Origin of the sequence: Tabrizicola sp. (assembly GCF_041913445.1) — a bacterium.
GTDB lineage: Bacteria > Pseudomonadota > Alphaproteobacteria > Rhodobacterales > Rhodobacteraceae > Tabrizicola.
Genome location: NZ_JAYSFG010000040.1, coordinates 1 through 17114 on the forward strand (window position 1 = coordinate 1; position 17114 = coordinate 17114).

The following is a 17114-nucleotide window of genomic DNA, read 5'->3' on the forward strand; positions in this document are numbered from 1 at the left end:
GGCCTGGGGGGGGGGGGGGGGGGGGCGCCGGGGGGCGGGGGGGGGGGGGGGGTTGGGGCCCCCCCCCCGCTCCCCGGGGGGGGGCGCCCGGGCACGCCGGTGGCGGAGGTGGAGCGGGTGCTGGCGGGGGAGCGGCAGCGGCTGGCCTTCGAGGTGCCGGACCTGCGCGGGCTTCTGGGGCGCGAGGGGGTCTCGACCATCGGGGGGGTGGTGGCGGCCAATTCCAGCGGGCCGCGCCGCGTGCAGGTGGGGGCTTGCCGGGATGCCTGCCTGGGCGTGCGGTTCTTGGACGGGGCGGGGACGGTGATCAAGAACGGCGGGCGGGTGATGAAGAACGTCACCGGCTATGATCTGGTGAAGCTTCTGGCGGGCAGTCGGGGGGCGCTTGGCGTCCTCAGTGAGGTCAGCTTCAAGGTCCAGGCCCTGCCCGAGGCCGAGGCGACCCTGGTCGTCGAGGGGTTGGGGGATGAGGCGGGGCTCAAGGCCCTGCGCGTGGCGCTGGGGTCGCCCTTCGACGTCTCGGGTGCGGCGCGGCATTCGGGGCGGTCACTGATCCGGGTCGAGGGGATGGCCGGGTCGGTCGCCTACCGGGTCCGCGAATTGACGCAACGGGTCGGCGGCGCGGTGACAGTGGCCGACGGCGAGGCCTCGGCCGCCCTCTGGCGCGAGGTGCGGGACGTGGTGCCACTGCAGGGCAAGCCGGGCGAGGTCTGGCGGATCGCCACGCTGCCCACGGCGGCGGCGGGGATCGTGGCGCAGCTGGAAGGCGAGGCGGTCTGGGACTGGGGCGGCGGGTTGATCTGGCTTCTCCTTGACCCCGGCCGGGGAGCGGAGGTCGCGGCGGCGGTGGCGGGCAAGGGCCATGCGACGCTGGTCAAGGGGCAGGGCGGCCCGGTCTTCCCGCCTGAGGCGCCCGAAGTGGCGGCGCTGGTGGCGGGGGTGAAGGCGAAGTTCGACCCGCGGGGCATTCTCAATCGCGGGATGATGGGCTGATGCAGACGACCTTTACCCCCGAACAATTGAAGGACCCCGGCATCGCGCGGTCGAACCAGATCCTGCGGTCCTGCGTCCATTGCGGGTTCTGCACGGCGACCTGTCCGACCTACCAGGTGCTGGGGGACGAACTCGATTCCCCGCGCGGCCGGATCTATCTGATCAAGGACATGCTCGAGGCGGGGCGGCCCGCGGACGAGAAGACCGTCAAGCACCTCGACCGGTGCCTGTCGTGCCTTGCCTGCATGACCACCTGCCCTTCGGGGGTCCATTACATGCACCTGATCGACCACGCCCGCGCGCATGTGGAAAAGACCTACAAGCGGCCCTTCATGGACCGGATGCTCCGCGCCGTGCTGGCCCGCATCATCCCCTATCCCGGCCGATTCCGACTGGCGCTGCTGGCGGCGAAGATCGGCAGGCCCTTCGCCTGGTTGATCCCAGACGCCCGCGTCCAGGCCATGCTGGCGATGGCCCCGAAGACCATCCCCCCGGTCAGCCGCAACGACGACCCGCAGGTCTTCCCCGCCACCGGCGAGAGGAAGATGCGCGTCACCCTGATGACCGGCTGCGCGCAGAAGGCGCTGAACACCGACATCAACGACGCCACGATCCGCCTCCTCCGCCGCCTGGGCTGCGAGGTGGTGATCGCCAAGGGCCAGGGCTGCTGTGGGGCGCTGACGCATCACATGGGGAAGGAGGACCTGTCCCACTCCCACGCCGCCGCCACCATCCGCGCCTTCATGGCGGAACACCGGGCGGGCGCCCTGGACGCCATCGTCATCAACACCTCTGGCTGCGGGACGACCGTGAAGGACTATGGCCACATGTTCCGCAACGATCCCCTGGCCGAGGACGCGGCCACCGTCGCGGGGCTGGCCAAGGACGTCAGCGAGGTCCTGACGAAACTCGGCCTGCCCCAGGGCACGCCGAAGGGCCTGCGGGTCGCCTACCACGCCGCCTGCTCGCTCCAGCACGGCCAGCAGATCAAGTCCGCCCCCAAGGACCTCTTGAAACGCGCGGGCTTCGAGGTGGTGGAACCCGCCGACAGCCACCTCTGCTGTGGCAGTGCGGGGACCTACAACCTCCTCCAGCCGGAAATCAGCGCCGAGCTGAAGCGCCGCAAGGTGCAGACGCTGGAAGCGAAATCTCCCCAGGTCATCGCCGCGGGAAACATCGGCTGCATGATGCAGATCGGCTCGGGCACCGGGGTTCCCGTGGTCCATACGGCCGAACTCCTCGATTGGGCCACAGGGGGCCCGAAACCGCGCGCGCTGGACATCTAAACGCTTGCGCGACCGGCCCCAAATCCGCCAAAGTCGCGGCATATTGCTGAAGACCGCGCGGAAGGGGAGGTTCCATGCGTCACCTGATCCCCGGTCTTCTGGCCCTTGGCCTGGCCCTGGCGGGTACCGCTGGCGCGCAGGTGCTGGACGAGGGCATGGTCAAGCTGGAAACGGGGGACGATGCCCGTGGCTGGGATGCCGTGGGCAAGCTGGTCATGGGCAAGAACGGCTTCTGCACCGGCGCGCTGATCGGGCCGCAACTGGTGCTGACGGCAGCGCATTGCCTCTACGACAAGACCACCGGCGTCCAGGTGCGTCCCGAGGAAATCGAATTCCAGGCCGGGTTCCGCAACGGCCGCGCGGTGGCCTACCGCGGGGTCAGTCGCGCCGTGACGCATCCGGACTACCGCTACGGGGCCACCGACAAGCTGGACCGCGTCAGCGGCGACCTTGCGCTTCTTGAACTGAACCAGCCGATCCGCCTGCCGTCGCTGGAACCGTTCGAGACCGGCGCCGCCCCGGTCGAGGGCGATCCCGTGGGCGTCGTCTCCTATGCCCAGCACCGCGAAGAGGCACCCTCGATCCAGGAAGCCTGCGAGGTGCTGGCCGACGAACGCAGGGCGCTGATCCTGACCTGCAGCGTCGACTTCGGCTCGTCCGGCGCACCGGTCTTCACCTTCAAGGACGGGGTGGCGCGGGTCGTGTCGGTGATCTCGGCCAAGGCCGAGGTCGACGGCCGCAAGGTCTCGATCGCCGTGCCCCTGGCCGAGCCGCTGGTCAAGCTTCGCGCCGCGCTGGAAGACAGCAAGGCCGGCTCGGCTGGCGGGGCCGGGGCGGTCCGGATGATTTCGGGCGGCAACGGCGCCGGTGCCAAATTCGTCCGGCCGTGAAGGCGCTGGCTGCCCTCCTGCTTCTGGTCCGCGCGGCCGTGGCGCAGGAGAACAGCGGGTTGAGCGAGCTTGTCACCCGTGAGGAGCTTCGCGGGTTCGAGCCGGTGGGCCGGGTGGACGTCGAAAGCGGCGGCTTCTGCACGGGCACACTGATCGCCGCCGACCTCGTGCTGACCGCCGGTCATTGCGTGCTGGGCCAGGATGGCACGCCGGTGCCGGCGGACAGCATCACCTTTCGTGCAGGGCTTGCCTATGGGCAGGCGCTGGTCGAGGCCCGCGTTCAGCGCACCATCGTCGATCCGGCCTACCGCAACCTCGATCCCGTCCCGGTCGAGATGGTCGATCTCGACGTGGCGCTTTTGCAGCTTGCCGAGCCGATCCCCAGCGCCGTGATCTCGCCCTATGCCGTGGCCCGGCCGGCCAATGGCGACGAGGTCAGCGTCGTCTCCTACGCCGAAGGTCGGGCCGAGGCCCTGTCCTGGCAGCGGGTCTGCCGCGTCGTCGGGCGCGAGGGAAGTCAGATCGCGGTCGATTGCGACGTGACGCACGGCTCGTCCGGGGCGCCGGTGCTGGACCGGTCGGGCTACCGCGCGAGGATCGTCTCGATCATTTCCGCCGGGGGCGAGATGAATGGCAGGACCGTCTCGTTCGGGATGGAGCTACCGGCGCTTGTGGACGGGCTGAAGGCCGCGCTCCGCCGGGGCGATGCGACAAGCGAGGCCGCGCCGCAGGATGAGGCGGTCGGCGCGGCCGTGACCGGGATGCCGGGCAAGCCACCCCGGCGCATCACGACCGGGGGCGGGGCCACGGGCGGGGCGAAGTTCGTCGCGCCCTGAGCGTCTTGAATCCGCCACTCGCGCTTCCTACCTGAAGGTCATCCGGGTGCCATGACGGGCCCGGGTTACCCGCCTTGCCCCGGAAGGGGAGGGCCCCTGACATCGCTTCCAGGAGGATGACATGCGCAACTTTGATTTCGCGCCGCTTTACCGTGCCACCGTCGGCTTCGACCGGATCGCCGACCTGATGGACCGGGTCTTGACCACCGACGTGGCCCAGCCGACCTATCCCCCCTACAACATCGAAAAGACCGCCGAGAACGCCTATCGCATCTCGATCGCCGTCGCGGGCTTCACCCCCGACGAGCTGACTGTCGAGGTCAAGGACGGCTCGCTTTTCGTCTCTGCCCGCAAGGCCGCTGACGAGACCGAGCGCACCTACCTGCACCGCGGCATCGCGACCCGCGCCTTCGAGCGCCGCTTCGCCCTGGCCGACCACGTCCGAGTGACCGGCGCGCTGCACGAGCATGGGATGCTGCACCTCGACCTCGTCCGCGAAGTGCCCGAGGCGATGAAGCCCCGCCGGATCGAGATCGCCCGTGCGAACGGCGCGACTCCGGTGCTGGAGGCGAAGGCCGAAACCGTCAACTGACCCGTCTCCCTGTCGCATTGCTAGAGCTCGGGCCGCAAGCCCGGGCTCTTTGCATCTTGCACCCCGCGCAGGTGCGGCGGAAGAAGGGCCAAAGGAAAGGCCCGCCCATGTCCCCGAAACTGCCCCCCGCCCAGATGCAGCCCGCCACCCGCGCGCTGGATGCGGGCCTTGCGCCCGATCCGATCACGGGGGCCATCGCGCCGAACCTCGTGGCTTCGGTCAACAATGTTTTCACCCCCGGTTCCGCAGGTTTCTCCGCCGAAGGCGCTGACCTCACCGAACAGCCTTTCCTCTATGCCCGCTGGACCAACCCCACCGTCCGCGCGCTGGAGGAACGGCTCGCGGGCCTCGAAGGGGCCGAGGACGCTCTCGCCACCGCCACCGGAGTCGCCGCGGCCGCCGCCGTCTTCCTGACCTTCCTCAAGGCCGGCGACCACCTGATCGTCTCCGAGGTCTGCTATGCCGGCGTCTACGAGCTTGCGACCCGCATCCTCCCCGACCTCGGCATCGCCGTCACGCCTTGCGACCTGACCGACCCTGCGGCCGTCCGCGCCGCGCTCCGCCCGACGACGCGGCTCATCCATGCCGAGACGCCCTGCAATCCGATCCTGCGGCTGACCGACCTCGCCGCGCTCTCGGCCATTGCGAAGGAAGCCGGGGTCCTCCTGTCCGTCGACAGCACCCTTGCAACCCCGGTCATCACCCGCCCGCTCGACCACGGCGTCGACCTGGTGATCCATTCCCTGACCAAGTTCATGAACGGCCACGGCGATGCGCTTGGCGGCGCTGTGATCGGCCGCAAAGAGCTGATCTCCCGCCTCCGCTCCCGCGCCGGGGTCTACCTTGGCGCGACGCTTTCGGCGCAGAACGCCTGGCTGATCCTGCGCGGCCTCGACACGCTGTATCCCCGTCTGCGGACGGCGTCGGACACCGCGGGCCGACTGGCCGAGTGGCTGAAGACCCACCCCGCCGTCACCCGCGTCACCTGGCCCGGGTCACCGGACCACCCGCAAAGCGTCCTCGCAGGACGGCAGATGGCGCTTGGCGGCGCGATGATCGCCTTCCAGACCCGCGAAGCCCCCGCGACCGTGGCGGCCCGCATGGCCGACAACTTCCGCGTGATCCACTACGCCTTTTCCCTCGGCCACCAGCGGTCGATCTGCGTCCATATCGGCACCGAGGAAATCCAGCGCAGCACCTTTCGGATGGAGGGCGCTGCGCTGTCCCGCTGGAAAGACTGGGCAGGCGAGGGCGTCTTCCGCCTGTCCGTGGGCCTGGAAGACCCCGCCGATCTGATCGCCGACCTCGCCCGCGCGCTGGACTGACCGCTCGTCGATGACTTCGTCACTCCTCGCTGGGCCTGCCCCCGCGACGTGACGGCGAAGCCGCGACGCAGGAGCCGTTATTGCGAGAGACTCTGCGCCAGCCGCATCAGGTTCACCGCCTCGATCCGGTAGCCGAAGGCATCCTCGCCGCGGTTCGCCACCGCCAGCTCGATCGCCTGCTCCCAGCCCCAGTCGCCCAGATAGACCGACCCCTGCAGCAGCTGCCCGAACCCGGCAATGGCCGCCGCAAACCGCGTCTCCTGACTCGCGCCTTCCGTCCCGGTGATCGGCGTCTCGACCAGTGTCGACGCCTCCTCACCCGGAGCCTTCCAGCGCAGCCGCAGGAACCCAAGCTCACCCATCGTGTCCCCGGCTGCCGAGGTCGCGCCATAGCGCAGCGGGTCGGTGAGCAGCGCCTCCGACCCCGGCGCTGTAACCTCATAGATCGCCGTGACCTGGGTCCCCGCGCCGATCTCGCCCGCATCCACCGCGTCGTTGTTGAAATCCTCGCGCCGCAAGGCCCGGGTCTCGTAGCCGATCAGCCGGTACTCCGCGACCTGGCTCGGGTTCCATTCCACCTGGATCTTCACGTCGTCGGCGATGGGGAAGAGCGCTCCGGTCAACTGGTCCACCAGCACCTTCCGCGCCTCGGACAGCGTGTCGATATAGGCCGCCGTCCCGTTCCCGTTCTGCGCCAGGCTCTGCATCACCGCATCGTCCAGGTTCCCGCGCCCGAAGCCCAGGACGGACAGGTACGTCCCCGTCTCGCGCTTCTTCGCAACGTAAGCCTCCAGCCCCTCCGGGTCCGACACACCCACGTTGAAGTCCCCATCCGTGGCCAGCAGGATGCGCGTGACCTCTCCGTCCGCCTTCATCCCCTCGGCCACCTGGTAGGCCAGCTCCAGTCCCTCGGCCCCCGCCGTGGAGCCGCCCGCCGCCAGGTTGTCCAGCGACGCCAGGATCGCTGCCCGGTCCCCAGCCGCCGTGGGTGGCAGGACCATTCCCGCCGATCCGGCATAGGTGACGATGGACACCTGATCCTCGGGCCGCAGCTCCGCCAGCATCAGCGACAGCGACTGCTTCAGAAGCGGCAGCTTGTTCGCATCCTCCATCGACCCCGAGGTGTCGATCAGGAACACCAGGTTCAACGCAGGCCGCTCCGCCACCGCAGGCAAAGCCCCCTGGATGCCGATGGTCACCAGCCGCGTGCCGGGGTTCCAGGGCGTCGGCATCACGGCAATGGTCGAGGCAAACGCCTGATCCCCCTCGGGCGCCGCATAGGCGTAGGGGAAATAGTTCACCATCTCCTCGATCCGCACCTGGTCGGGCGTCGGAAGATAGCCCCCGGTCAGGGACGACCGCACCACCGCATAGGAGGCGGTGTCGACGTCGATCGAGAAGGTCGAGACCGGCTCCTCCGCCGTCACCTTCACGGGGTTCGGGGCCTCGTTGGAATAGGTCTCGGTGTTCGGGTCGGGGGCAGGCAGGGCATCCGGGGCAGGGGCCGCGACATAGCCCATCCCGTCCATTTCTGGTGCCTGGCCCCGCAGCCGCAATTTGCTGTCCGCACCCATGGCCTCGCTTTCCCGGGCGACGGGTGCTGCCTCTTCCACCATCGCCGTCGGCGCCTCGGCCAACGGTGCCACGGGTTCAGCCTCCGGCATGGCGAGGTTCGGTGAGACGATCTCGCCCGTGTCTTCGAACGCCTCCGCCGTGACTTCGTCCATCGTCCGTCCAGCGGGGACGCCTTCCAGCTCCGGGTCGGACGCCTCGACCAGCGATTCCGCAGTTGCCACGGAACTGGCCGCCTCGCCGCCGACCTCCGATCCGGTTGCGGGTGCTGCGGCGGTCTCCGGAGGTGGCGCGGCCTCGGGTTCGGCCTTCTTCGCGGCCGGGGTCTCCTCGGGGGCCACCGGCACCAGGTCGGGCGAACCGATCCGCAGATCGGCCACCGGCAGGATCACCGCGACACCGATCACCAACGCCGCGACGGAGGTGGTTGCGGCAAGGGCAGGGCGGGAGGTCAGGTAGTGGAACATGCGACGTACTCCGTTCAGGGGGGCCGCGCGGGGGCGGTCCTCACTGGAACGGGGCGCTTCTGTCGATCCTTGGAGGGGATCGTGCAGTCGGGCGAAATTTTCCATCGCCAACGCCATCGCCCGCGCCTTGGCATCGGCATCGGGTGCGGGGGCCGCCTTCAGTGCGGACCGGAGGTCGTCGAGATCGTCACTCATTTCGCGTCCTCCCTTGCCTTGGCCCGCAGGCGTTTCTTCACTTCGCTCATCCGCCAGGCGATGGTCCCCTCGGATACGCCCAGCACGACCCCCGCCTCGGCCTGGGTCATCTCCTCGCCCAGGACCAGCGCCACCGTATCGCGCAACTCCGGGGAAAGCTCGCTCATCGCCTGGGCCAGCCAATCGCGGGCCTCCGCCTCGACGGCAATCTCGTCCTGCCGCGCAATCTCCCAGTCGCCCCAGCCTTGGCTGGCCTTCGCCCGTGTCGCCTGCCGCCGCCGCAGATCATGCGACGCGTTCACCACGACGCGGTAGAGCCAGGTGGTGAACTTCGCCTCCCCGCGCCAGTTCCGCAGCTTCGACGGCAAGGCCGCGCAGATGTCCTGCGTCAGGTCCTCGGCCTGGTCCCGCGCCCCGGTCAGCCGCCAGGCCAACCCGTGGATGCGGTCATAGTGCCGCCCGACCAGCGTGGCAAAGGCCGCCCGGTCCCCCCCGGCAGCCGCCGTCGCAAGCATCTCGTCGGGCGTGTCCATCAGCATCACTTACACAGGACGCAGGCCGACCGGCAATCCTTGGGCCGGGTCGGGAATTCCTTTGCACTTTGTCCCACCCCCGCTAGCCTGCCCGAAATTCACCCGACGGATTCCCGATGCGCCTTGTTTTCCTGGTTCTGGCCTTCTGCCTTTCCGCCCTGCCGCTTGCCGCCCAGACGCTGACCCTTGCCCAGGACCCGGCCTGGGTCGACATCGCCCCCATCCCCGAAGGCGACCCCCGGCTTCGGGCCGAGGTCGAGGGCGGGCAGTTCTTCCTTCTCTCCGACCACCAGTTCCACTGGGAAGGGGAGGTGAAGCAGTCCTGGAACCGCGTCGTGGCCGAAGTGACCGACCGCGCCGGGCTGGAGGAACTGGCGACGATCCAGATCGACTTCGATCCCAGCCACGAGTTGGCCAGCCTCACCCGCCTATTCATCCACCGGGACGGCGAGGTCATCGACCTCTCGGACAAGGTCGCCCCGCAGGTCTACCGGCGCGAGACGCGGCTCGAGGAGGGGATCATCGACGGCACGCTCACGGCCGTGGTCCAGGTCCCCGACCTGCGGGTGGGGGACGTGCTGGACCAGGCGACGCTGCTTCAGTCGCAACCGATCATCGGCGGGGCGGAACGCAGCGGGTCGTCCTGGCTGGAATGGTCGACCCCCGTCGTCCTCTCGCGCACCCTTGTGACCTGGCCTAGGGACCTGCCGCTGGAAATCGGGCCGCTCCCCGACCGCGTGACCCATCGCACCTCTGACCTCGGCAACGGCCTCGTGCGGCACGAATGGCGGCGCGAGGGGCACATCCCGCCCGTCGAGGAAGAGGGCGTGCCCTTCGAGGTGATCGAGGACGCGGCCTTGCGCTTTTCGGACAGCCGCGACTGGACGCCACTCGTCGCCGCCCTCGTGCCGCACTACACCCGCGACTACCCCCTGCCGCCAGAGTGGGAGGAAAGGGTCGAGGCCATCGCCCGCGACCACGCCACGCCCGAGGCCCGCGCCTTCGCCGCGCTGCGTCTGGTGCAGGACGAACTGCGCTATGTCTCGCTGTCGGTCGGGACGGGCGGCTACTTCGCCCGGTCGCCGGAAGAGGTGATCGCCTCGGGCTTCGGCGACTGCAAGGACAAGTCGCTCCTCCTGCGGGTCATCCTTGACCGGCTTGGGGTGCCCGCGGCCGTGGCGCTGACCGACCTCGATGCGGGCTACGGCCTGCCGGAAGAGCTGCCGACGCCCTGGGTCTTCGACCACATGATCCTGCGCGCCACGCTGAACGGCCGCGCGGTCTGGATGGACCCCACCGGCTCGCACCAGGCCGGGGGCCTGCGGACGGCGACCGAGGTCGACTACGGCTATGCCCTGCCCATCAAGGACGGCCCCGCCGCGCTGGAACGGATGGAGGTGACCCCCGATGGCACCTGGGCGCAGCACGTGCGCGAGGATTACCTCTTCTCGCTGATCGGCGTCGCACTGACCGTCGAGACCACCCACCGCCGCGGCGCGGCCGATGCCACGCGGGCGCGCTGGGCGACGACGCCCGTCTCGCAGATCGGGCGCGAGTTCCTGGACTACTACGAAAGCCGCTATCCCGGCCTCACGATGGCCGCACCGCCCCGGATGCAGGACGACCCGGCGGCGAACCTGGTGACGGTGACGGAAAGCTATTTCCTGCCCTATCCGGCGCTGGACCGGAACGGTCTCCGCCAGGATTTCGCCTTCGCGCGCGAAGGGCTGACCGAGGCCTTCCCGGACCGGCTCGCCAGCCCGCGCCGCCTGCCGCTTTACGTCGGCGGTCCCTGGGTCGCGACCCACGAGGTCCGCGTGCGCAACAGCCCCATCGACTTCATTCCGCCCGATCCGGTGTCGATCAGCAACGACGCCTTCGATTTCGCCCTGTCGGCCGAGGCCAGCGACGGCGGCAACATGGTCCTGCGCTGGCGCTATGCGCCCAAGTCCCGCTCGGTCCCGGCCCATACGGCCGAGGCGATCATGGCGGATGTCCGGGCCGTGCGGGACGCGACCTGGTTTTCCTGGGACCTGACCCCCGAATAGATCTCCGGCCCGGGTGGGGAATCCCGGGCCGGAGCAGCGACGGGCTCGGCGTCAGAACAGAAGCCCGTCGTAGACGCCGTAGGCCTTGGCAGTGGACGACAGCGACCCGCCCTCGTCCCGCGCATAGGCGGTGATCGCGTTGTAGGTGCCGGGGCCGAAGGCGCCGTCGATCCCGCCGCGATAGTAGCCCCAGGCGCGCAGCTTGCGCTGGATCGCCTTGCGCTCGCTGACCGAATAGCTCTGGAAGGCACGCGCCGCCGGGGTCGCGTAGATCGAGGTCGTCCGGCGCGGCTCGACGTAAGGGTGCGGGTCCACGAAGGTCGGCGCCGGGGCGACATAGACCGGGGCCGGGGCGGCCAGCCGCGCCTTGCGGTTCTTCAAGAGTTCCTCGACGATCACGGCCGTCGCGACGCCACCGAGAAACGCCTTGTCCTTCTCGCTCAGCGCCAGCGCCGGCGTTGCCGGGATGGCGGCGATCGAAGCGGCGGTCAGGGCGGCGACGACCGCGGTGCGGGCCTTCGTGACAGAGAGCAGCATGTCATGTCCTTTCGTGGTTTGCCCGGGCAGTCCCGGATCGATGTCGAAAGGATGGGGGGCCAGGGCGCGCTAGGCAAAATCACCGACGCGCTAGGGGAAAACGCCGGGTTGTTATCGGATAACGCGTTAAGCTTCAGAGGCTTGCGTCAGATTGGCCCGCTTCGCAGCAGGGCGGAAAGCCGCCCTAAACCTTCTTCCAGACGGCATTCCGGCCCTCCGCCGGCCCCGATCCGGATGTGCTGCGGCAGACCATAGGCCGATCCCGGCAAGAGGAAGGTCCTGTAGGGCGGCTGCAAAAGCGCCCGTGCCAACGATTCCCCGTCCGTCCCATCGACCCGCGCGAGCCCGATCAGCCCCGCCTCGGGCCGATGCCAGGACAGGCGCGGTTCCGCGGTCACGAAGGCGTCCAGCCGGTCCAGCGTCGCCACCCCCTCCGCCCGCGCGCGGCTGAGGGCCCCGGCCAGCCGGTCGGGGCGAAGCGCCACCTCGGCGATATGCTCGCCCAGCACGTTCATGATCTCCGACCCGTTCTCGCGCAGGATCATCGCGTCGCGGATCACATCGGGCAATTGGCAGATCATCCACCCCGTCCGAAGCCCCTGCAGCCCCAAAGCCTTCGACACCGACCCCGTGGTGATCCCGAACCGTGTCATCCCCGCGATGGACGGCGGCCTTGGCCCCTCCCATTCGAGGCCCGCATAGACCTCGTCCACCACCAGCCAGATGCCGTGCCGTTCGGCCAGGTCCGCCAGCGCCCGCAACTCGGCTTCCGGCATCAGCCGCCCCGTCGGGTTGTTCGGATTGGTCAGGAAGATCATCCGCGTCTTCGGTGTAACCGCCCGCGCTACAGTTTCCGGGTCCAGCCACCACCCCCGGCCTTCATCCCGCGCCACTTCCACCAGCCGCGCGCCGATGGCCTTCGACATCACCCCCGCCTGCGGCCAGCCGGGCGCCTCGGTGACGATCTCGTCCCCCGCCTGCACCAGCTGCCGGAAGAGGAGATAATTCGCCTCCGCCGCCCCCGCCGTGATCAGCACGCTGTCGAGCGGCAGCGAAAGTCCCGCTTGGTCCAAGACCCTCTGCCGCAGGCTGGGAAGGCCAAGGAAACTCTTCCCGTTCCAGTCCAGCGACAGCTCCGGGTCGAGGTCCGCCAGGAAGTCCTTCAGCCTGGGCGACCGCGCCAGCGAGAACCCGATGAAGCACTCCGGTGGCTCGGCGGCCGTGGTCTCCAAGAGGTAATCGAACAGCTTGTGAATGGTGACTTTCATGTCCGCCCTCGCGCCCCTCGGACTTTTTAAAAAGTCCGGACCGGAGCCTTCAAAGGCTCCGTCACGATTTCTTTGAAGAAATCGTCCCCCCTCACCGCACGTCGCGCCCCTGGTTCAGGATGATCACGTTCCCCGACGACACATCCCCGGCGGGCGAGATCAGGAACCCCACCCAGGCCGCAATCTCCTCCGGCTGCATCGCCCGCCCATGCGGCATCGCACTGATCGCCTTGGCCAGCACTTCCTCGGTCAGCACGTTGAAGAGGGGCGTCTCGGTCATCGCCGGGGCAATCGAGTTCACCGCGATCTTCTCCTTCGCATAGCGCCGCGCCAGGTCCTTCGTCAGCGTGTCCATCGCCGCCTTCGAGGCCCGGTAATGCGGCGGGTCGAAGACGTCGAAGTTGTAGGCGCCATTGGACGAGATGTTGACGATCTTCCGCACCCCCGGCCGCCCCGCCATCGCCTTCACCGCCCCCTGGCAGCAGTGGAAGGCAGACGAGAAATTGATCGCCATCTGCCGGTCGAGCTCACTCGCCGGGATCTCCGGGAAGTCCGACATGAAGCAGGTCCCGGCGTTGTTCACCAGCGCGTCCACGCCCCCGAACCGCGCGACCAGCCGGTCGAACAGGTCCGCAATCGCCTCGGCGTCGGTCAGGTCCACGGCTTCCGCCACGAACCCCTCCCGGTCCGCTGCCATCGCCAGCAAAGCCGCGCCGTCGATGTCGACGCCCACCACGGTCAGCCCATCGGCCAAAAGCCGGTCCACGAAGGCCCGCCCCAACCCCCCTGCGGCCCCGGTGACGACGGCGATGCGATTGCTCATGGCTCCCCCCCAGACATGGAAAAGCCAGCCTAGGCGAAGGCCCGGGCTGGCTCAATCCATGTCACAAGGTCAGGGCGCTTTCGGCAGCTTGTCGAAATCCGCCGCGGAATGCCGCTCCGGCAGCTTCTCCCACTCCTCACCCCAGGAGCGGTTGACCTTCCGCCCGCGCACCACCCCCGGCCGCGCATCGATGCGCTTGGCCCAGGCCACGACGTTCTTGTAGCTTTCCACGTCCAGGAACTCGGCCGCGTTGTAGGCCCGCCCCAGGACCAGGTTGCCGTACCAGGCATAGATCGCCATGTCGGCCAGCGAATACTCCCCGGCCATCCACTCGTTCGCCGCCAGGTGCCGGTCCAGCACGTCAAGCTGCCGCTTCGTCTCCATCGCATAGCGGTTGATCGCGTATTCGATCTTGACCGGCGCATAGGCGTAGAAATGCCCGAAGCCCCCGCCCACAAACGGCGCGGACCCCATCTGCCAGAAGAGCCACGAGAACATCTCGGTCCGTTTCGCCGGGTCCTTCGGAATGAACGCGCCCCCGAACTTCTCGGCCAGGTACAGCATGATCGAGGCGCTCTCGAACACCCGCTGCCCGTTCGAATGATCCATTAGCGCCGGGATCTTCGAATTCGGATTGATCTCGACGAAGCCCGACCCGAACTGGTCGCCCTTGCCGATGTCGATCAGCCAGGCGTCGTATTCCGCGTCGTGACCGGCCTCCAGAAGCTCCTCCAGCAGGATCGTCACCTTGATCCCGTTGGGCGTCGCCAGCGAATAGAGCTGCAAGGGATGCTTGCCGACCGGCAGCTCCTTGTCATGGGTGGCCCCTGCCACCGGACGGTTGATGTTCGCGAAAGCGCCGCCCGAGGGCTGCTCCCATTTCCAGACCTTCGGCGGGGTGTAATCTTCTGCCATCTGAAATCCCTTGCATTGCGGATCGGACAAGGAAGCTAGTGCGTCGGGCCGCCCTGCACCAGAGGCCTCAAACGGCGGGCTGTCCCTGCCGAAATGCACAGCCCAAAACGAAAAGGGCGGCCCGAAGACCGCCCCCATCGCACTGTCCGACCCGTCAGATCGACAGGCAGACGTATTTCAGCTCCATGTAGTCATCCAGACCATGCCGCGAACCCTCGCGCCCCAGGCCCGACTGCTTGACGCCCCCGAAGGGCGCCATCTCGTTGGAGATGAGGCCGGTGTTCACCCCCACCATCCCGTATTCCAGCGCTTCCTGGACGCGCGTGATGCGCCCGATGTCGCGGGCATAGAAGTAGGAGGCCAACCCAAAGATCGTGTTGTTGGCCAACTCGATGACCTCTTCCTCGGTCTCGAACTTGAAGAGCGGAGCCAGTGGCCCGAAGGTCTCTTCCTGCGCGACTTTCATGTCGGGCTTCACGCCGGTGACGACGGTCGGCTGGAAGAAGGTCCCGCCCAGCTCATGCCGCTTGCCCCCGGTGACGATCTTGCCGCCGCCCGCCAGCACATCAGCGATATGCTCCTCGACCTTGTCCACCGCCGCCTCGTTGATCAGCGGGCCGGTGGTGACGCCTGCCTTGAGGCCATCCCCAATCGACAGCTTCTCCACCGCCGCCGCCAGCTTCTTGGCAAAGGCGTCATATACCCCGGCCTGCACGTAGATCCGGTTCGCACAGACGCAGGTCTGGCCGTTGTTGCGGAACTTGGAGATCATCGCGCCCTCGACCGCCGCATCCAGGTCGGCGTCGTCGAAGACGATGAAGGGCGCGTTCCCACCGAGCTCCATCGAGCATTTCAGGATCTGGTCCGCCGCCTGCTTCAGCAGGATGCGGCCGACCTCGGTCGATCCGGTGAAGGTCAGCTTCCGGATCAGCGGGTTCTCGCAGAACTCCTTCCCGATGTCTGAGGACCGCTTCGAGGTGATGACCGAGAAGAGCCCCGCCGGAACCCCGGCCCGTTCCGCCAGCAGGGCCAGCGACAGCGCGGACAAGGGCGTCTCAGCCGCCGGACGCGCGACGAAGCCGCAACCCGCCGCAAGGGCAGGGGCCACCTTCCGCGCGATCATCGCGTTGGGGAAGTTCCAGGGCGTGATCGAGGCCGCGACGCCGATGGGCTGCTTCAGCACATGAATGCGCTTGTCGCGCTGGTGGCCGGGGATGATGTCGCCATAGGTTCGCTTGGCTTCCTCGCCGTAGAACTCGATGTAGGACGCGCCATAGGCGATCTCGCCCTTCGCTTCGGCCAAGGGCTTGCCCATCTCGGCCGTCAGGATCGTCGCCAGATCATCCTGGTTCGCCATGCACAGGTCGAACCACTTGCGCAGGACCTGGGCGCGTTCCTTGGCGGTCCGCTTGGCCCATTCGCGGTGCGCCTTGTGCGCGGCGGTGATCGCGCGGGCAGCCTCGGCCCGGCCAAGGTTCGGCAAGTGGCAGATCACGTCGCCCCGGGCGGGGTTCGTGACGGGGAAGGTCGAGCCGTCGTCGGCCTCGACCCATTCGCCCGCCACATAGGCTTTGGTCACCAGAAGCGAGGGGTCTTTCAGAAGCGACGCGAGGTCGGTCACGGAATCGAGCATGGGTGGGCCCTCCATTTGCTGATGCGACAGGTGCCACGCGAGGGCCCCTATGTCCAGTTGCAAGGCCGCATTCAGGCCAAGGTTTGATCAAATCCCCGACAAGCTGGACTTGTTCCCCGGAGTTTTCGAAAACTCCGGACCGGAGCCTTCAAAGGCTCCGATGCGATTTCTTCGAAGAAATCGCCCCGATCACCCGTTCGCATGCATCCGCTCGATGTAGGCGCGCATCTCCTCGGCCTCGTGCCGGGCATCGCGCAACCCCTCCATCGCCGCCTTCAGCTCGGCCTCGGTCTGGGTGATGTGGTTCATCAGCTCCGCCTCGCGCTGCTCCAGGTAGGCCAGCGCCTGGTCCCGCAGCTCCTCGGCCTCGTGCAGCGACTGGGCGAGCTTGTCCATCTCGGCCATGTCCCCGCCCTGGACCCGGGTGAAGCGGTGAAGGAGCCAGTGGGTAAACCAGCCCATCGCGAAGGCGACCAGAAGGATGATGGCGGTGGCAACGACGAATTCGGTACGGTTCATTCTTCAGCCTTCAGGCCCTCGGGGCGCGGTTTCGGCGCAATGGTCTTTTCGGTGGGGGCCACCGAGGGGCTGGTGTCGCCCGAGAAATCGGGGCCGCCCGTCGCGGAAGCAGCGCCTTCTGCTGGCGCGTCGGATGCGGCCGGCTGAGCCTCAGCCTCTGGTGCCGCCTCGGCCGCAGCAGGCACGCCCTGGAGGACGAACTCGATCCGGCGGTTCGCCTCGCGGCCTTCTTCGCTGCCGTTGTCGGCAATGGGCTTCGTCTCGCCATAGCCAAGCGCCGTCATGCCCGAGACGTCGACCCGGCGTCCCTGAAGGGCCAGGAGCACGGCCTCGGCGCGGGCCTGGCTCAGCGCCTGGTTGCCGCCTTCCGAACCCTGGCTGTCCGTATGGCCGCCGATCTCCATCCGCATCGGCGGGCAGTTCGACAGGATGGCCGCCAGCTCGTCCAGCACCGGCCGCGCCGTGGTCGCGATCTCGGCCGAGGCGGGCGTGAAGGTGATCTTCGTCCGCGCGATCACCGCGTTCACGTCGGCCGCACACTCCTCGGGTGTGGGAAGCGCGGCCAGGGGATCCAGCGCCTCGTCATAGCGGACGTTCACCCGGAAGGTCTGGCCCTGACCCAGTTCGCCCGAGAGGATCTGCGTGATCTTCCCGCGCGTGGCGGTGGAGCCGGTGACGCCCG

The 17114-nt window shown here is 68.4% G+C and carries 16 protein-coding genes; 7 read left to right on the plus strand and 9 right to left on the minus strand.

The genetic code is table 11. From position 1 onward, the window contains the following. Window positions 1-99: 99 nt before the first annotated feature. The 6 genes from ACE3Q6_RS21645 (at window position 100) to ACE3Q6_RS21670 (ending at window position 5922) form a co-directional block, all read left to right on the plus strand. Window positions 100-993 (plus strand): FAD-binding protein, encoded by an 894-nt coding sequence (locus ACE3Q6_RS21645; protein ID WP_374437053.1) that lies wholly within the window; start codon window positions 100-102, stop codon window positions 991-993. Beyond that, entirely contained in the window at window positions 993-2279 is a 1287-nt protein-coding gene (gene glcF, locus ACE3Q6_RS21650; RefSeq protein ID WP_374437056.1) for a glycolate oxidase subunit GlcF, read from the plus strand. Before ACE3Q6_RS21645 ends, glcF begins: the two co-directional genes overlap by 1 nt. A 74-nt stretch (window positions 2280-2353) precedes the next feature. Beyond that, entirely contained in the window at window positions 2354-3169 is an 816-nt protein-coding gene (locus ACE3Q6_RS21655; RefSeq protein WP_374437058.1) for a serine protease, read from the plus strand. Then, the gene (locus tag ACE3Q6_RS21660) at window positions 3166-4005 is read left to right on the plus strand and encodes a serine protease (protein ID WP_374437060.1); all 840 of its coding nucleotides are present in this window, start codon (window positions 3166-3168) and stop codon (window positions 4003-4005) included. The genes ACE3Q6_RS21655 and ACE3Q6_RS21660 overlap by 4 nt, the downstream gene beginning before the upstream one ends. A 121-nt stretch (window positions 4006-4126) precedes the next feature. Further along, entirely contained in the window at window positions 4127-4597 is a 471-nt protein-coding gene (locus ACE3Q6_RS21665; protein WP_374437063.1) for an Hsp20 family protein, read from the plus strand. 107 nt (window positions 4598-4704) lie between these two features. Further along, entirely contained in the window at window positions 4705-5922 is a 1218-nt protein-coding gene (locus ACE3Q6_RS21670; protein ID WP_374437066.1) for a PLP-dependent aspartate aminotransferase family protein, read from the plus strand. A 77-nt stretch (window positions 5923-5999) separates the two neighbouring features. On the opposite strand, the gene ACE3Q6_RS21675 is transcribed toward ACE3Q6_RS21670, so the two are convergent. Together ACE3Q6_RS21675 and ACE3Q6_RS21680 are read right to left on the minus strand one after the other, a co-directional pair. Beyond that, a complete protein-coding gene (locus tag ACE3Q6_RS21675; RefSeq protein ID WP_374437094.1) occupies window positions 6000-7961 on the minus strand; it encodes a von Willebrand factor type A domain-containing protein in 1962 nt (653 codons plus the stop codon). Window positions 7962-8152: 191 nt separating this feature from the next. Beyond that, the gene (locus ACE3Q6_RS21680) at window positions 8153-8689 is read right to left on the minus strand and encodes an RNA polymerase sigma factor (RefSeq protein ID WP_374437068.1); all 537 of its coding nucleotides are present in this window, start codon (window positions 8687-8689) and stop codon (window positions 8153-8155) included. Between the two features lie 116 nt (window positions 8690-8805). Here ACE3Q6_RS21680 and ACE3Q6_RS21685 point away from each other — a divergent pair, with 116 nt between their 5' ends. Further along, window positions 8806-10737: a DUF3857 domain-containing transglutaminase family protein gene (locus ACE3Q6_RS21685; RefSeq protein WP_374437070.1), complete on the plus strand. Its 1932-nt coding sequence runs from the start codon at window positions 8806-8808 to the stop codon at window positions 10735-10737. Between the two features lie 51 nt (window positions 10738-10788). On the opposite strand, the gene ACE3Q6_RS21690 is transcribed toward ACE3Q6_RS21685, so the two are convergent. The 7 genes from ACE3Q6_RS21690 to ACE3Q6_RS21720 all read right to left on the minus strand — a co-directional run. Continuing rightward, entirely contained in the window at window positions 10789-11274 is a 486-nt protein-coding gene (locus ACE3Q6_RS21690) for a peptidoglycan-binding protein (RefSeq protein ID WP_374437072.1), read from the minus strand. A 146-nt stretch (window positions 11275-11420) separates the two neighbouring features. Then, entirely contained in the window at window positions 11421-12542 is a 1122-nt protein-coding gene (locus ACE3Q6_RS21695) for a pyridoxal phosphate-dependent aminotransferase (RefSeq protein ID WP_374437076.1), read from the minus strand. A 91-nt stretch (window positions 12543-12633) separates the two neighbouring features. Then, complete coding sequence (locus tag ACE3Q6_RS21700) at window positions 12634-13365, minus strand: SDR family NAD(P)-dependent oxidoreductase (protein WP_374437079.1); 732 nt, start codon at window positions 13363-13365, stop codon at window positions 12634-12636. A 69-nt stretch (window positions 13366-13434) separates the two neighbouring features. Beyond that, window positions 13435-14280: a glutathione-dependent disulfide-bond oxidoreductase gene (gene yghU, locus ACE3Q6_RS21705; RefSeq protein WP_374437083.1), complete on the minus strand. Its 846-nt coding sequence runs from the start codon at window positions 14278-14280 to the stop codon at window positions 13435-13437. A gap of 154 nt (window positions 14281-14434) precedes the next feature. Then, entirely contained in the window at window positions 14435-15913 is a 1479-nt protein-coding gene (locus tag ACE3Q6_RS21710; RefSeq protein WP_374437086.1) for an NAD-dependent succinate-semialdehyde dehydrogenase, read from the minus strand. A 189-nt stretch (window positions 15914-16102) separates the two neighbouring features. After that, complete coding sequence (locus ACE3Q6_RS21715; RefSeq protein WP_374437088.1) at window positions 16103-16432, minus strand: hypothetical protein; 330 nt, start codon at window positions 16430-16432, stop codon at window positions 16103-16105. Next, the coding region (locus tag ACE3Q6_RS21720) for an OmpA family protein (RefSeq protein ID WP_374437091.1) at window positions 16429-17114 on the minus strand (686 nt) is incomplete at its 5' end. The genes ACE3Q6_RS21720 and ACE3Q6_RS21715, both read right to left, overlap by 4 nt.

Coding starts and splice junctions, on each gene's coding strand:
- glcF (WP_374437056.1), top strand. CDS start 993: ATGCAGACGACCTTTACCCCCGAACAATTGAAGGACCCCGGCATCGCG.
- ACE3Q6_RS21655 (WP_374437058.1), top strand. CDS start 2,354: ATGCGTCACCTGATCCCCGGTCTTCTGGCCCTTGGCCTGGCCCTGGCG.
- ACE3Q6_RS21665 (WP_374437063.1), top strand. CDS start 4,127: ATGCGCAACTTTGATTTCGCGCCGCTTTACCGTGCCACCGTCGGCTTC.
- ACE3Q6_RS21670 (WP_374437066.1), top strand. CDS start 4,705: ATGTCCCCGAAACTGCCCCCCGCCCAGATGCAGCCCGCCACCCGCGCG.
- ACE3Q6_RS21675 (WP_374437094.1), bottom strand. CDS start 7,961: ATGTTCCACTACCTGACCTCCCGCCCTGCCCTTGCCGCAACCACCTCC.
- ACE3Q6_RS21680 (WP_374437068.1), bottom strand. CDS start 8,689: ATGGACACGCCCGACGAGATGCTTGCGACGGCGGCTGCCGGGGGGGAC.
- ACE3Q6_RS21685 (WP_374437070.1), top strand. CDS start 8,806: ATGCGCCTTGTTTTCCTGGTTCTGGCCTTCTGCCTTTCCGCCCTGCCG.
- ACE3Q6_RS21690 (WP_374437072.1), bottom strand. CDS start 11,274: ATGCTGCTCTCTGTCACGAAGGCCCGCACCGCGGTCGTCGCCGCCCTG.
- ACE3Q6_RS21695 (WP_374437076.1), bottom strand. CDS start 12,542: ATGAAAGTCACCATTCACAAGCTGTTCGATTACCTCTTGGAGACCACG.
- ACE3Q6_RS21700 (WP_374437079.1), bottom strand. CDS start 13,365: ATGAGCAATCGCATCGCCGTCGTCACCGGGGCCGCAGGGGGGTTGGGG.
- yghU (WP_374437083.1), bottom strand. CDS start 14,280: ATGGCAGAAGATTACACCCCGCCGAAGGTCTGGAAATGGGAGCAGCCC.
- ACE3Q6_RS21710 (WP_374437086.1), bottom strand. CDS start 15,913: ATGCTCGATTCCGTGACCGACCTCGCGTCGCTTCTGAAAGACCCCTCG.
- ACE3Q6_RS21715 (WP_374437088.1), bottom strand. CDS start 16,432: ATGAACCGTACCGAATTCGTCGTTGCCACCGCCATCATCCTTCTGGTC.